At 45.0% G+C, this 15,975-nt stretch carries 12 protein-coding genes; 7 read left to right on the top strand and 5 right to left on the bottom strand.

The genetic code is table 11. The features are described from left to right. Positions 1–43: 43 nt before the first annotated feature. Positions 44–2,011 carry a DNA topoisomerase III gene (locus tag R8N46_RS10410; protein WP_318098460.1) on the bottom strand — a complete coding sequence of 656 codons (1,968 nt, stop codon included), beginning with the start codon at positions 2,009–2,011 and terminating at the stop codon, positions 44–46. Positions 2,012–2,114: 103 nt separating this feature from the next. Next, positions 2,115–2,663 (bottom strand): NAD(P)H nitroreductase, encoded by a 549-nt coding sequence (locus tag R8N46_RS10405; protein WP_005380711.1) that lies wholly within the window; start codon positions 2,661–2,663, stop codon positions 2,115–2,117. 173 nt (positions 2,664–2,836) lie between these two features. Between R8N46_RS10405 and R8N46_RS10400 the strand changes: the two genes are divergently transcribed. Beyond that, positions 2,837–4,153, top strand: a complete 1,317-nt coding sequence (locus tag R8N46_RS10400; protein ID WP_115386215.1) for an MFS transporter — start codon at positions 2,837–2,839, stop codon at positions 4,151–4,153. A 59-nt stretch (positions 4,154–4,212) separates the two neighbouring features. Here R8N46_RS10400 and R8N46_RS10395 read toward each other — a convergent pair whose 3' ends face one another. After that, the gene (locus tag R8N46_RS10395; RefSeq protein WP_181881300.1) at positions 4,213–6,225 is read right to left on the bottom strand and encodes an NADPH-dependent 2,4-dienoyl-CoA reductase; all 2,013 of its coding nucleotides are present in this window, start codon (positions 6,223–6,225) and stop codon (positions 4,213–4,215) included. A gap of 224 nt (positions 6,226–6,449) precedes the next feature. Between R8N46_RS10395 and sppA the strand changes: the two genes are divergently transcribed. Further along, positions 6,450–8,300, top strand: a complete 1,851-nt coding sequence (gene sppA / locus R8N46_RS10390; protein ID WP_005380705.1) for a signal peptide peptidase SppA — start codon at positions 6,450–6,452, stop codon at positions 8,298–8,300. A gap of 164 nt (positions 8,301–8,464) precedes the next feature. Then, complete coding sequence (gene ansA / locus R8N46_RS10385; RefSeq protein ID WP_017635822.1) at positions 8,465–9,478, top strand: asparaginase; 1,014 nt, start codon at positions 8,465–8,467, stop codon at positions 9,476–9,478. Between the two features lie 95 nt (positions 9,479–9,573). On the opposite strand, the gene R8N46_RS10380 is transcribed toward ansA, so the two are convergent. Beyond that, positions 9,574–9,858 carry a YeaC family protein gene (locus R8N46_RS10380; RefSeq protein ID WP_005384924.1) on the bottom strand — a complete coding sequence of 95 codons (285 nt, stop codon included), beginning with the start codon at positions 9,856–9,858 and terminating at the stop codon, positions 9,574–9,576. A 101-nt stretch (positions 9,859–9,959) separates the two neighbouring features. Between R8N46_RS10380 and R8N46_RS10375 the strand changes: the two genes are divergently transcribed. After that, positions 9,960–10,781, top strand: coding sequence for a DUF2989 domain-containing protein (locus R8N46_RS10375; protein WP_017635821.1), 822 nt, complete (start codon positions 9,960–9,962; stop codon positions 10,779–10,781). A gap of 117 nt (positions 10,782–10,898) precedes the next feature. On the opposite strand, the gene msrB is transcribed toward R8N46_RS10375, so the two are convergent. After that, complete coding sequence (gene msrB, locus R8N46_RS10370; RefSeq protein ID WP_005380698.1) at positions 10,899–11,306, bottom strand: peptide-methionine (R)-S-oxide reductase MsrB; 408 nt, start codon at positions 11,304–11,306, stop codon at positions 10,899–10,901. 337 nt (positions 11,307–11,643) lie between these two features. On the opposite strand from msrB, the gene gap reads away from it, so the two are divergent. The 3 genes from gap to R8N46_RS10355 all read left to right on the top strand — a co-directional run bounded on the left by gap (position 11,644) and on the right by R8N46_RS10355 (position 15,916). Then, complete coding sequence (gap, locus tag R8N46_RS10365) at positions 11,644–12,639, top strand: type I glyceraldehyde-3-phosphate dehydrogenase (RefSeq protein WP_005380697.1); 996 nt, start codon at positions 11,644–11,646, stop codon at positions 12,637–12,639. A 156-nt stretch (positions 12,640–12,795) separates the two neighbouring features. Then, on the top strand, positions 12,796–13,680 hold the full coding sequence (locus R8N46_RS10360) for a D-hexose-6-phosphate mutarotase (protein WP_025767193.1): 885 nt from the start codon (positions 12,796–12,798) through the stop codon (positions 13,678–13,680). A gap of 199 nt (positions 13,681–13,879) precedes the next feature. Continuing rightward, positions 13,880–15,916 (top strand): methyl-accepting chemotaxis protein, encoded by a 2,037-nt coding sequence (locus R8N46_RS10355; RefSeq protein WP_033907353.1) that lies wholly within the window; start codon positions 13,880–13,882, stop codon positions 15,914–15,916. Positions 15,917–15,975: the final 59 nt, after the last annotated feature.

Below are 15,975 nucleotides of genomic sequence, written 5' to 3'. Positions count from 1 at the left end.
CTATTTTCAAGCATGCGCGGTGTTTAATTACACCGCGCTTGTCCTATGCCTGCTTACCTTTGGTTGCACGAGATTTAGTCGCGCCACCATTCTTTGAATAACTGCGCTTTTTACGTTTAAACGCAGGACGTTCCACCTTGGGTAAATGACGTAATGAATCAGGGATAGGGCCTGCTTTTACTTGTGCCATCAAGCTATCAATGCGTTGTTCCAGTGCTTGCATGAACGGCTGATATGCTTGATTTCTCTCTGCCATACCTTGTAACTGGTGCTCCCAATGAGCCGTCATATCAGGGTATGTTGAATCTTCTGGCAAGGCATGAATGAGACCTCTTCCCGCAGGAGAACTGAGAATTGACTTACCTTGACGCGTAAGCAGTTGGCGTTTGAACAGCGTGTCCAAAATACCAGCGCGAGTCGCTTCCGTGCCTAGCCCATCAGTGTCACGAAGGATTTTTTTCAGTTCTTTATCCGCAACGTAACGGGCGATCCCGGTCATCGCTTGCAACAGCGATGCTTCGGTAAAATGCTTTGGTGGCTCGGTTTTTCGGTCTTTTATTTCCCCTTCACGACAAGTTAACACGGTGCCTTCGGGTAGCGGTGGCACGGCATCAATACCTTCATCTTCCTTGTCAGTTTTGCCCATTAGCGCTTTCCAACCCGGCGAAACTAACTGACGACCTTTCGCGACAAACGTACCACCAGCGATATCGAAAACCAATTTCGCTTCTGCGTAAACCGCCGCCGGATAGAACTGCATGAGGTACTGGCGCGCAATCAATTGATACACTTTCATCTCATTGCCGGAAAGCGCATTCACATTAGCTTGCTTCGGTGTAGGGATAATCGCATGGTGCGCATCCACTTTTTTATCGTTCCAGGCTTTGGACTTTAATGTTAAGTCTGCTCCCTGAACGGCAACTTGCAACTCTTTTGCGTTATTCGCAATAGCAGTTGTCACCGTCCCTGCTTGTGAGTAGTGTTCCATCGGTAAATAGCGACAATCTGAACGCGGGTAAGTGATCAGCTTGTGCTTTTCATACAATGCCTGACAAGTATCTAGTACTTGTTGCGCACTCATACCATAGCGCTTCGCGGCATCGATCTGTAAGGCAGATAACGAATAAGGTAATGGTGCTGATTGCTTGGTTTGCTTTTGTTCCGACTCCGTCACTTTTGCAGGTTGATTTGCGATGCGGTTTGCAACATTTTCCACCAACTTACGGTTTAACACTCGACCTTCTTCGTCCTGCCAAGGCTTGCATGCCTCACTTGGCTTCCAACGAGCACGAATATCAAAAGTACCATTGGCATCTTGATATGGGATCAGAGCATGTAGGGTAAAATAGTCCTTCGGGACAAAGTTTTCGATTTCTTCATCACGACGCACCACTAAGCCAAGAACTGGCGTTTGCACTCGCCCTACCGAGAGAACACCTTGATACCCTGCTTTTTGACCAAGCAAGGTATAAGCACGAGACATGTTCATACCATACAGCCAATCAGCCCGAGAGCGGGCCAATGCAGAAACTGAAAGTGGGATAAACTCGCGATTACTGCGCATAGAACTGAGTGCGCGTTTAACCGCAGGTAAGTTCAAGTCGGAAATCAGCAAACGCTGTGTGGATTCCTTCTTGGTTTTAGATAACTTGCAATAGTCCAGAACTTCATCAACTAACAGCTGACCCTCTCGATCTGGGTCTCCTGCATGAATGACTTCGTTAGCTTCTTTGAGCAATATACGAATCACTGTTAATTGCTTACTTGCGCTTTTCCTCGGTCTGAGCTGCCATTGCTGCGGAACAATTGGTAAATCTGCCATATTCCACTTTTTATAACGCTCATCGTAAGCGTCAGGTTCGACTTGTTCGAGCAAATGGCCGATACACCAAGTAACGATATCCCCGTTCCCACAGCGGATGAATCCTTGATCTTTCTTTTGAGGGTTTGGCAGTGCAGCGGCAATCGCACGGCCTAAGCTTGGTTTTTCAGCAATAAACAGACGAGACATAACGTTTTGGAAATAAATATAATTAGGGCCACATTAACGAATGTAGCCCTAATAAATCAAGAAAAACTGTATAAATAAACAGTCAGTTTATTTAAGTTTTCAGTTATAGAAATTCAACAAACTGAGAAAGGTCACGCTCAGGAACTTTCATCGGTGTACAACCAGGCGTGCCTAAGTACAAGAAACCAACAATCTCATCGTCACCTTCTAAACCAAATGCTTGATGAACTTCTGGATGGAACATCCACTTACCTGAGCGCCAAAACCCTTGAAAGCCTTGCGCTACGGCTGCCATTTGCATCGCTTGTACAGCGCATCCCGCAGATAAGTGTTGCTCTAGTGCTGGTACTTTCTCATGTTCTGTTACTTTAGCAATCACCGTGATCACCATTGGTGCGCGAAATGGGGCATTCTTTACCTTTTCGACCACCGCTTCATCACTATTTTCAGCTTCTGCCGCTTTTACCAAGATATCTGACAGTTTTTTCAAACCATCGCCCTGTGCGATAACGAAACGCCAAGGGGTTAATCCCGCATGGTCAGGCGCACGAAGGCCAGCACGAATGATGTTCTCAAGAGCTTTACCTTCTGGTGCAGGCGCGGATAACTTCGCGATAGATCGGCGATTGAGCAAAAGATCGAGAGCGTCCATGAAAGAATCCTTATTGAATATCGTTGTTATTTTGTTTACGCCACTTTAGCACAATCTGCTCCTGCGAATAACAACCGGTTTTCTGTGGGCTTGATAACGTGCTTCACTTAACATCAATCTGGGTTTAATGTTAATTTATTCGCGAAATGAATAAGTTGAACATAGGCAGGTTGATGAACAAGGACAAACAAAACAGCATTTACGAAAAGATCGTTAATGACGAAGATGCCCGTGCCTGTAAGGCGATTCCTGAATCAGCTTGTCATCAAGTTCCCGGCAACTTTCTTAAAATCATTCTCGCTCAGTTTTTAACGAAAGTCGGCGATGCGTTAATCAATCCTAAAGTCACGTTGCCGTGGATACTACAAAGTCTCGGGGCTCCGGTTTACTTAATTGGTTGGCTGGTTCCTATTCGTGAGTCAGGATCCCTTATCCCACAACTTAGCATCGCGCACTACATCCGACGCATTCCAGTAAGAAAATGGGTCTGGGTAATTGGCAGTATCTTGCAGGCTCTTTCCATATTTGCAATCGGATTGGTCGCATTAACTCTAACAGGAGCAGCTGCGGGTTATGGTGTGATTGCATGCCTTGTGATCTTCAGCCTCTCACGCGGTTTAAATTCCGTCGCATCAAAAGATATATTGGGCAAAACCATCCCTAAAAACCAACGAGGTCAAGTCAACGGCTGGTCTTCAAGCGCTGCTGGCCTGGTTACGCTGCTTTTCGCGAGCCTTCTGGCACTAGCCTGGTTATGGGACGTAGAGCCGACAGAGCGCTTTTACGGTCTGAGTTTAGGCTTAGCGGGCGTCATATGGCTCATCGCGGCATTCGTCTATGCGCGAATTAATGAGTATGCCGGTGAGGTAGACGGTGGTCGAAATGGCGTCCTCGAAGCATTTAAACAACTCGCGTTACTTAAGACAGACGTGACCTTTCGTCGATTCGTTATCACGCGGACACTATTTTTATGTTCTGCGCTGAGTGCACCGTACTACGTTGTGCTGGCACAGCAATCTCTGGGTGGACAGCTCTGGGTGCTAGCTCTCTTTATGTTTGCGAGTGGCTTAGCCTCATTTGTGTCAGGTCCTTTCTGGGGAAGAATGTCCGATCGCTCTAGCCGCAGTGTGATGGTCATCGGCGCAATGATGAGCGCGCTACTTGGTGTTGTGTTATTTGTTTACGATACATGGGTCACCGCTAGCCAAAGCTTCCTATTCGTGATTCCTCTGCTTTACTTTTGTGTTTGTATTGCCCACGACGGAATACGAGTCGGACGAAAAACCTATTTAGTTGATATCGCAGAAGGTGACAAACGAACGAGCTATGTAGCCGTGAGTAACACAGTGGTTGGGATAATGCTGCTTCTAATGAGCTCTCTTGGTGTTATGTCGAACTTCTTGAGCCTTTCAGCTGTGGTGTTAGTGTTCTCTTTTATTACTTTTTCTGGCGTGGTAATGGCCAAACAACTGCCAGATATCAGTGACTAGTTCTATACAAAAAAGCTGCGCTCAAAGCGCAGCTTTTATGGTAAACACACATTAAAAGGCTAGAGTTTTACCGCCAATTTAACACCTTGACGAATCGCACGCACAGCATCAAGTTCACCCGCATGGTCAGCTCCGCCAATGATATGAATCTTCTCTCCAAGTTCAGACCATTTATCTTCAAACGGACGTACAGACTCTTGTCCAGCACAAATGATCACTTTGTCTGCATTAAGTACCTGCGCGCTTCCGTCTACATGAATGTGCAAACCTTGATCATCAATTTTATCGTAAGACACACCACCGACTAAATGTACGCCCCGTTTTTCAAGGGTACGTTTATGGATCCAACCTGTTGTTTTACCCGGACCTTTACCTACACGACCTTTACGACGCTGAAGTACCCAGACTTCTTTATCGCTGACCGCATCAGGGTAAGGGTATAAACCACCCGGCTGAGACATCTCCTTGTCAATTCCCCATTCATGCAACCAGTCATCCAACGTTTGTCCAACTGGCTCTGTGAGCATGGTCGCGACATCTACGCCAATGCCACCAGCACCAACGATAGCCACTTTCTCACCGACTGGCGTTTTGTCTCGAATGAGAGTTTGATAGTCGACGACTTTCTCTGGGTTATCAATTCCATCAATATTGACTTTACGTGGCTCAACACCCGATGCCATCACTATCTCATCGTATTCTGTGAGTAAGTCATAGTTCGCTTCCGTCGATAAGTGCAGATTCACGCCTGTTTCATCAATACGGTTAGCGAAATATCGTATCGTCTCTCGAAACTCTTCCTTACCAGGGATCTGCATCGCAAGACGGAACTGACCACCGATGCGGTCGTTCTTTTCGAACAGATCAACCTTATGGCCACGTTCAGCCAGTGTGGTCGCACAAGCCAAGCCCGCAGGTCCAGCACCAACAACTGCAATGTTTTTCTTTTTAAAGGCTGGTTCAACAACAATTTCGGTTTCATAGCACGCTAGAGGGTTCACTAAGCAACTGGCGCGCTTACCTTTAAACACGTTATCTAGACACGCCTGATTACAACCAATACACGTATTAATAAACTGCGCTTTTTCCTGTTCGGCTTTAGCAACAAAGTAAGGATCGGCCAAGAATGGGCGCGCCATCGAAACCATGTCGGCATGACCTGAAGATAAAATACGTTCTGCTTCATCTGGCGTATTTATACGGTTGCAAGTGATAATAGGAACCGAAACGTGAGGTTTAACTTTTTCCGTAACCCATGTAAACGCACCGCGTGGTACTTGAGTCGCAATTGTCGGAATTCGAGCCTCATGCCAACCGATACCCGTATTAATAATCGTGACGCCAGCCTCTTCAAGTGCTTTCGCCAATTCGATAACGTCTTCAAAAGTGCTGCCCTGCTCGACAAGATCCAGCATAGAAAGACGGAAGATGATGATGAACTTGTCACCTACCGCCTTGCGTACCGCTTTAACAATTTCTAGCGGAAAACGCATACGTTTTTTATAGCTGCCACCCCATTCGTCGTAACGCATATTAGTACGTTTACATAAGAATTGGTTTATCAAGTAACCTTCCGAGCCCATTAACTCGACGCCATCATAACCAGCAAGCTGTGCTAACTCCGCACTATTAGCAAACGCGTCGATGGTTTTCTTTATCTGGCGGTCGCTCATTTCACTCGGAGCAAACTTAGCAATTGGCGCTTTAATGCCAGATGCACTTTGCGAGAATGGATGCATTGCATAACGCCCAGCATGGAGAATTTGCAACGCAATTTTACCACCGTGCTTGTGCACCGCTTCTGTCACAACTTTATGGGCTTTAGCATGTTTTGGCTTGCTGAATTCAGCACTCAACGGGTGTAAACGACCGCGTAAGTTAGGAGAAAAACCTCCGGTTACAATCAGTCCGACACCGCCTTTCGTGCGTTCTTCATAAAAAGCAGCGAGCTTGTGTAATCCTTCTTTGTGCTCTTCTAAGCCCGTGTGCATTGATCCCATCAGAACTCGGTTTCGTAATTGTGTGAAACCGAGGTCCAGTGGCTTTAATAGGTTTGGGTACATGGCAGACATCACTTAACATCCATTGTTATTATCATGGTCTGACCAGATTAAGCCTGCTCAACCAAAAAATCAAACAAGCGTTTACATTTTTGTAACACCGATCAATCTCGTGTGAAAATATGCCAATTGTTGAGTGGTCGTGATAAGCTAAAAAAATGTTATCTTTTGAGATCTTAGAGATAAGAACCCATACTTTGTTAGACTCGGCGTAACTATCTCGTTATGGAGACAAGATGAAAAAACTCTTCAAATTTATTGGTTTGATATTTAAAGGGATATGGAAAAGTATCACTTTCATCAGACTCGCACTGGCAAACCTAATTTTCTTGCTGATGATTGCCGTTTTCTACTTTGCCTTTACTTATACCGGAGACGGTCAACCTGTCGTCGAAAAAGAATCGGCATTGGTGATGAACCTTTCAGGCCCAATTGTCGAACAAAGACGTTATGTAAACCCAATGGACTCTTTTGCTGGTTCCCTTTTGGGTAATGAGTTACCGAAAGAAAACGTCCTTTTCGATATCGTTGATACTATTCGCTACGCGAAAGACGATCCTAAAGTATCTGGATTAGTGCTAGCACTGCGAGACATGCCAGAAACAAATCTCACGAAACTACGTTACATCGCGAAAGCGTTGAACGAATTTAAAGCGTCAGGCAAACCCGTTTACGCCGTAGGTGATTTCTACAACCAAAGCCAATATTACTTGGCAAGTTACGCTGACAAAGTTTATCTGGCACCTGATGGTGGTGTATTGATTAAAGGTTACAGCGCTTACTCAATGTACTACAAAACGTTACTTGAAAAGCTTGACGTTTCCACTCATGTTTTTCGCGTAGGTACTTATAAATCCGCTATCGAACCGTTTATTCGTGATGACATGTCCGATGCGGCGAAAGAGTCAGCAACACGCTGGGTTACTCAATTGTGGAGTGCTTTTGTTGATGACGTAACAACAAACCGAAACATTGATGCGAAAGTGCTTAATCCAACCATGGATGAGCTGATTAACGAGATGAAGTCTGTAAATGGCGATATTGCTCAGCTCGCAGTCAAACTGGGGCTCGTGGATGAACTTGCGACACGCCAAGACATTCGCACTCTATTTGCAAAACAGTTTGGTAGTGACGGCAAAGACAGCTACAACGCGATTGGTTACTACGACTACCTTGCAACGATTCGTCCCGATTACACACTACCTCAGCACGACATCGCCGTTGTTCTAGCCAGTGGCGCGATTATGGACGGTCAACAACCTCGCGGAACTGTTGGTGGTGACACGGTCGCAAGCTTGCTGCGTCAAGCACGCAATGATGAAAAAGTGAAAGCGGTCGTATTACGAGTAGATAGTCCAGGAGGCAGTGCCTTTGCTTCTGAAGTGATTCGTAACGAAGTAGAAGCTCTGAAGCAAGCAGGTAAGCCGGTTGTTGTGTCCATGTCGAGTTTGGCCGCTTCTGGTGGTTATTGGATTTCAATGAGCGCAGACAAAATCGTTGCTCAGCCAACAACCCTGACGGGCTCCATTGGTATATTTAGTGTCATCACCACGTTTGAAAAAGGCTTTAGCAAGTTAGGTATTAATACTGATGGCGTTGGCACATCGCCGTTCTCAGGTGACGGTATTACCACTGGCCTTTCTGAGGGCGCGTCTCAAGTGTTCCAATTAGGTATCGAACACGGTTACAAGCGCTTTATTTCTCTAGTTGGCGAGAATCGCGATATGTCTCTAGAGGAAGTTGACAAAGTTGCTCAAGGTCGAGTTTGGACTGGCCAAGATGCACTATCCTTTGGTCTTGTCGATCAAATGGGTGACTTTGATGATGCTGTAGAGCTAGCGGCGAAACTAGCGAACGTAACCGATTACGGCATTTACTGGGTAGAAGAGCCTCTTTCACCTACTGAACTATTTCTACAAGAGTTTATGAAACAGGTGAAAGTCTCTCTAGGTATTGATGCAACAAGCTTGCTACCAAAAAGTCTTCAACCCGTAGCTCAACAATTCGAACAAGACGCAAGCTTGCTCCAAAGCTTCAACGATCCTAAAGGTCAATACGCATTTTGTTTGAACTGCCAAGTGCAGTAGTTTTTCCATCAATATTACAAAGGGCACTTCTACTTGAAGTGCCCTTTTTATTAGGCTTTGCATCTCCTCAGATGACTTTCTGATGCTGTGCGTATAGCCTCGCATCTCAAGGTTATTTAGGTATATAATCCCCGCCTCTGTTCCCCTACACGAAAGAAAAAACGATGACTAGAAAACACATCTACATCGCTTACACCGGTGGTACCATCGGAATGCAAAAATCCGACCACGGCTATGTGCCTGTTGCTGGCTTTATGGAAAAGCAATTAGCAAGCATGCCCGAATTCCATCGTCCTGAAATGCCGGATTACACCATCCACGAATACGACCCTCTGATTGACTCATCAGATATGACACCTGCTGACTGGCAGCAGATTGCGAATGATATTCGTGACAACTATGACAAATACGATGGTTTCGTTATCCTACATGGTACTGACACCATGGCGTACACAGCGTCCGCATTGTCTTTCATGCTTGAAAACCTTGGTAAGCCAGTGATTGTAACGGGTTCACAAATCCCTCTCGCAGAGCTGCGTTCTGACGGCCAAGCAAACCTATTAAACGCGCTACATATTGCGGCAAACTACCCGATCAACGAAGTAACTTTGTTCTTCAATAATCAATTGATGCGTGGTAACCGCAGCACAAAATCTCATGCAGACGGTTTTAATGCCTTTACTTCACCAAACCTTCCTCCACTATTGGAAGCTGGGATCAATATTCAAGTTAGCAACAGCGTAACCGTTGGTGCACAACCAGAAGGTGAGTTTAAGGTTCACAACATCACGCCACAACCAATCGGGGTGATCACCATGTACCCTGGTATTTCACACGAAGTTATCCGCAACACGCTTCGTCAGCCCGTGAATGCGATGATTCTTCTGACTTTTGGTGTCGGTAATGCTCCTCAGAACCCTGAGCTGCTTGGTCACCTGAAAGAAGCCTCTGAGCGCGGCGTTATTGTCGTAAACCTAACTCAGTGTTTGGCAGGTAAAGTGAATATGGGCGGATATGCCACAGGTTGTGCTCTCGCAGACTCTGGTGTTATCAGTGGCTTTGACATGACGCCCGAAGCGGCGCTGGCAAAACTACACTACCTTCTAAGCCAAAACCTTTCTTACGAAGAAGTAAAAGAGAGAATGCAACAAGTACTGCGTGGTGAAATGAGCCTGTAAGTTCAAGCTTTCTACGATCTAAAAAGCCCAATACAATTTGGGCTTTTTTCTTTCAAAATCAAAATAATAAAATTTTGAGAAATAAGGCGAAAGGATTAATCAATGTTCGGATTGACACGAACAATATCGCTCTCTTCTCCGCTGAATTGTTTTTTAAGCTCTTGTTTTGATTTAAAACTGATTTCACCACCGACTGCAACCGTCATATGCTGCGCATCAGTATTATGTTTTGATTGATACAACATCACAGCTTGCATACACGAATCTCGCTGCTCTTTAGAAAGTGTTGTACCCTCAGGCCATCTTCCCGTTTCTACTGCATACACTAAGCGATCATAAACTTCTGGAGTCATCGCTTGTAATAGTTGTTCTGCGTCCATAGTGTACCTTCTTATTACATTCTATTTACAGAACATAACGGGTTAAGAAATTGAGTCAAGAATACGAAAATGAATTGGTGTAACGGATCACAAGCAAAACCATGAAAAAAACAAACTGGTTACTTCTCAGCCTCGCATGTTTTGTGCTATCGGGCTGTTTTGAAGGTAACGTGACAACCGAAGAGTTGTGCCAAAAAACACCAGAACTGCGTTGCGAGCAGCTCAATATGGATGACGGCCAATGTCGAATTCCAAGAACAAATTTGGTTTGGCATCGGTTTGAGCAATTGAAAAACCCATCGGAAGCAAACCAAATCATCGAATACGGTCTGGTCGCTGAATATAGGAAATGCTTAGAACTCGCCTCCCAGATCACCCCTATTGATCAAAGTGCTCTCAAAAGACAACGCTTTAATGCATTGGTACACAGTATTGATGAGCTAGAGCGCATTGTAAACGAGTTAAAAGGCTCAGAAGACCCGGCTACTTTGTATTTTTTATGGTCTCAAACGGGAGATACTCAAGCTCGGCGCGCATTTTTACAAATGGAAGGGTCTCCCCAATTAAATAATGCTGAGATGCAATATGCATTAGCCACTTTTTATACCAACCGAGATACCAAGAAAACCCTGGAGCTTCTTAATAACGCGTTGTCTTTATCTGATGAAGACAACATCAATCCGGTCATTCTCAAGTCAATGGCAAGTATTCATCAGGGGCTTGGAGACAAAGAGCAAGCGTATCTATGGGCAATGGTCGCGAAGAGATTCGACGTACCGCTTGCTGATGAAAAGCAGCTCCAACGTATGTTCAATTTCAGTCATCCAGAGCGATATAAGCAGTTGGATGAATTAGCCGAATCGGTGGCGAAAGCCATAGAGAAAGGTATCTATTCCCCAGCAATGATACCCAGTGAGATATAAACGAAAAACTCCCGCAATGAGCGGGAGTTTTTATTTAAGTCGAGCGACACTCAGATCACTGTTGAGCATGAATCATCCTGAAAGGATAAAACAATCTCGAGCACAATTTTGTCGTTATTATTCTGATTTGTTGAAAATTAACGACACAGAATTAACACAAAAACGCTCTCCTGTGGTCTGTGGACCATCTTCAAAAACGTGCCCTAGATGGCTATCACACGTTGCACAACGAATCTCTGTACGTACCATTCCGTGACTTAGATCTTCTAAATAGCGCACCGCTTGATCGTTGATAGGCGCATCAAAACTTGGCCATCCGCAGCCAGAGTCATACTTGTTATCAGAGACAAAGAGAGGGGCATTACAACAAGTACAAGCATAAACACCAGTTTCCTTATTATGCAGTAGCTTACCGCTGAAAGGAGGCTCTGTACCTTGCTCTCGGCAAACACGGAACTCTTCATCAGACAGTTGCTCACGCCACTGTTCATCTGACTTCGTCACTTTTTTCCCGCTTTGTTCCACGACTTTCGGCTCCTTATTTACTGTTCTTGGTATTGACTTTTTTAGCAAAAAACTTGCTTCTCTTAACAGTTGTAGCACATACTTTCTCACCAGGACACCATGCGTAATTAATTTGATAAGAGCACTTATCTCACCAGTTATATTACGCCAACTGGGCTACAGAAGAATCAGTTAAAAGTTTAAAAAACGTACATTTGCAAAGAATTGTTAAAAAAAGCGTCGCTTTTTTTTGACTTTAAACAAGTTAAGTCCGATTATCACTTGCAGATGTTTACTGGATTCTGTAATTTTACTACCAGTTATCTTTAATCAGAAATTAAGTTGTGGAGCAACTATAATGACTATCAAAGTAGGTATTAACGGTTTTGGCCGTATCGGTCGTTTCGTATTCCGTGCAGCGCAAGAGCGCAACGACATCGAAGTAGTAGGTATTAACGACCTTATCGATGTAGATTACATGGCATACATGCTTAAGTATGACTCAACTCACGGCCGTTTCAACGGTACTGTTGAAGTTGAAGGCGGTAACCTAATCGTTAACGGTAAAACTGTACGTGTTACTGCAGAGCGCAACCCTGAAGACCTAAAATGGGACGAAATCGGTGTTGACGTTGTAGCTGAAGCAACTGGTCTTTTCCTAACTGACGAGACTGCACGTAAGCACATCACTGCTGGCGCGAAAAAAGTTGTACTAACTGGTCCTTCTAAAGACGCTACTCCAATGTTCGTTAACGGCGTAAACTTCGACACTTACGCTGGTCAAGACATCGTTTCTAACGCTTCTTGTACTACTAACTGTCTAGCGCCTATCGCTAAAGTTCTTAACGACAAGTTCGGTATCGAATCTGGTCTTATGACTACAGTTCACGCAACTACAGCAACTCAAAAAACTGTAGATGGTCCTTCTGCTAAAGACTGGCGCGGTGGTCGTGGTGCTTCTCAAAACATCATCCCATCTTCAACTGGTGCTGCTAAAGCTGTAGGCGTTGTACTTCCAGAAGTAAACGGCAAACTAACTGGTATGGCTTTCCGCGTACCAACTGCTAACGTTTCTGTAGTTGACCTAACTGTTAACCTAGTTAACGGTGCTTCTTACGAAGACATCTGTAAAGCGATGAAAGAAGCTTCTGAAGGCGAACTAAAAGGCGTTCTAGGCTACACTGAAGATGCAGTTGTATCTCAAGACTTCATCGGCGAAGTTTGCACTTCAGTATTCGATGCTAAAGCTGGTATCGCGCTAACTGACAAATTCGTTAAGGTTGTATCTTGGTACGACAACGAAATCGGTTACTCAAACAAAGTTCTAGACCTAATCGCTCACATCTCTAAGTAATTAGAAAGTTAGCAATTAGCGAATAACTTCGTTAAAGAAAAGGCGGCTCTAGAGTCGCCTTTTTTGTATCTGGAATTTGAGAGAATGCAGGCTCGATGTTGCATTTAATGTGCGAAGCGCGTCTAAAAGCTCTCCCCCAGCGATAGGAAACTACACATGGATTTAAAAACTCTCCCAGCCCTAACGGTGCTATCTGATAACGTCACTATCGTTGAAGTTGATCAGATAAAAATCGTCCGCGTGATTCATGACAAAGCGACGGCAGGCATCTCGCTACACGGTGGTCATGTCGTGTCGTTCACGCCTGTAGGTCAAGAAGATCTGATCTGGATGAGCGAAAAAGCTGTCTTCGATGGTAAAGCTGCTCTTCGCGGTGGTATTCCGGTTTGTTGGCCTTGGTTTGGGCGTATTGCTGCTCCAGCTCACGGCTTTGCCCGCACCGCAGAATGGGAGTTGGTTGAACATCGTGAGAACCATAACGGTGTGATTGTTGAACTTGCTCTGTTCCCGACAGAAGAAATCCACGATATTTGGCCCCATATGTTTGACGCTCGTTTGGTGATTGAAGTGGGCGATGAGCTAAAAGTGACGCTCAAAGTCATGAACATTGATGACGAGGCTTGGACCTTCTCTGGCGCATTACATACTTACCTAAACGTTGGAGACATTAAGCAAGCACAAACGACAGGCATGGGTGCCGAGTACATTGATAGCTTGAAAGCTGATGCGGTATGCCAAGGTGGTAATGTTCTACAACTAACTGACACGATTGATCGCGTTTACACGCAACCAGAAGCGAAAATTTTGGTAAAAGACCCGGTATTGGATCGTACGCTAAGCGTACACAACCAAGGCCACAACTCAGCAGTATTATGGAACCCTTGGGCAGAAGGTGCGCAAAGCATGGGTGACATGGCTGACGATGGTTATCAAACCATGTTGTGTGTGGAGTCTGCTGTTCATGCACCAAGTATTGAGCAAGGTCAAACGCTCCAACCAGGTGAGACACATGAACTTGTCACTGTCATTTCAGCGCAGTAAGAATCACCATATAAAGGCCGGGGATACCCGGCTTTTTTTTGTAATAAAAGCTCTGCTTAGATGGTCCTATCTTTACTAACTTATTGGTTACTGGTCACTTTTGACGGTTTCATTAATAAATATCAAAAAAATTGATCATATAAACCGATAGCATACCGATACAAAACTCATAAATAATAAAAATATCAGGAATTAGTCTATGTTAGAGAGATACCGAAATCAAAGTGTCGGATTCCAGTTGAAACTGGTGATCACTTTGTGCCTATTCATTGCTTTCAGCAGTATTGCCGCGCTTGTTTACCGCAACGCTTCCGATGTTCTATTGGAAAGCACACTGAAAGAACACCAATCTAAAGTAGAATCAATGGCAAAAACCATTGCTGGCCAATTCGATGCTTACCTGCACACCGCTAAAGTCCTCGAATCTACTTTTCGCAATGGCTACCTTGCCGGTGTCTATGTCGAAAATTACACGGTTGACTTCATGGGACATGAAGTACCAAACATCACTCAATACAGTGAAAGCTTAATTAATGACACCAAGTTGGTCGACAGTTTCACACGTGATACCGGCGCTATAGCAACGCTATTCGCACCGTTGGGTGACGACTTTATTCGGGTGTCCACCTCCCTAAAAGATCCACAAGGTCAACGAGCGGTCGGAACCACGCTAGGCATCAACCATCCTGGTTATCAGCAACTTAAAGCAGGACAACCGTATTACGCTCAAATTAAATTGTATGGCGAGCGCTACATTACCTACTATGCCCCAATCAAAGATGCGACAGGAAAGGTAGCAGGCCTATCGTTTATTGGCTTACCAGTAGACCAAGCGACACAAACCTTGTTCGATGCACTCGAAGAGATAAAATGGGGCGACACTGGTTACACCATTATCGTTGATAACGACGAAAACAATCTTGGTAAATACCTACTTCATCCAGCAAAAAGCGGCTCAGATTCGTCAATACTAGAAGTCGCCGACTACAATGGTCACAAGCCTTTTGGTCAGATTTTCGAACAATCTAGTGGATTAATTCGCTACCCTTTCGAGTACCAAGGTAACGTAGGCGAAAAGTATCTTGTCTACACAGAGGTTCCAGGTTGGAACTGGAAACTGCTAGGCGGTACGTTTATCAAAGAAGTTACAAAAGGTAGCGACACGCTTCTCACACTCATTGCCATCATTTCTTCGGTAGCGGCAATCATTACTTTTGTTGTACTGACACTTTTCTTGAATCACAGCTTACAACCTCTCACGACTCTAAACTCATACATGACTCGCTTAGCCGGCGGCGAAGTCAGCTTGAGCATCCCAGCGTCTCGTAAAGCATCAAAGAATGAAATTACGAACCTGAGCTCAGGTGTCGCCAGTATGGCAAGTCAGCTCAATGAACTTGTCGGTAAGATCCGTTCAACAAGCGACTTAGTGGAGAGCAACTCCACCAGCGTTGCCAACGATGCACATAGCAATTTGACCCAAGCCGACCGACAACAACAAGAAGTCGAGCAAGTTGTGACAGCGATTGAAGAAATGGCCTCTTCCGCTCAATCTGTCGCACAACAAGTCGAAAGCATTGCGGAAAACGTACGCTCAGCAAATACCGATAGCCAGTCTGGTCTCGCGATTGTTGAAGGCGTATGTATCGACGTTGCTCAACTTAACGATCAATTGGATCAATCAGCAACGGCTATCGAGCAAGTAAATCGCGATAGCGAGAGTATTCAAACCGTCACTAAAATGATTGATGAAATTGCTGAGCAAACCAATTTACTTGCCTTGAATGCCGCCATTGAAGCAGCACGAGCAGGTGAACAAGGTCGTGGCTTCGCAGTTGTAGCAGATGAAGTGCGCACACTTGCGCACCGAACCCAAAGCTCAGTTCAGGATGTCGTGGAAATTATCGAGAAACTAAAAGGGTCGACTCATAATGCAGTTAATATGATGACAGACAGCCAACGCAGTGCAAACCAGGTCTTGGACAAAGCACAAGACGCGGGCACAGCATTAGAAGCCATCGCAGTACAAGTGCAGTCGATAGCCTCTCAAGCCGACGCCATTGCAGCGACTTCAGAAGAACAAGCTCAAGTTTCACAAGAAATTGCAGCAAATGCCCATTCTATCAGTGAACTTAACCGAGAAAGCCGCAACACGAGCGCAAAAACCTCGCAAAGTGCCATTGAACTTCAACAACAAGCACGAAACTTGAAAGAGCAAGTCGACTTCTTCCACTAATACTTAATAAGAGCCGACCCAGTCGGCTCTTTTTGTTTCACTTGAGACCATGCTTTTTG

It is taken from the genome of Vibrio sp. 1874, assembly GCF_033344395.1.
Taxonomy (GTDB): Bacteria; Pseudomonadota; Gammaproteobacteria; order Enterobacterales; family Vibrionaceae; genus Vibrio; species Vibrio alginolyticus.
The sequence above is the reverse complement of the archived record's forward strand: the minus strand, read 5'-3'. Positions and strand labels throughout refer to the sequence as shown.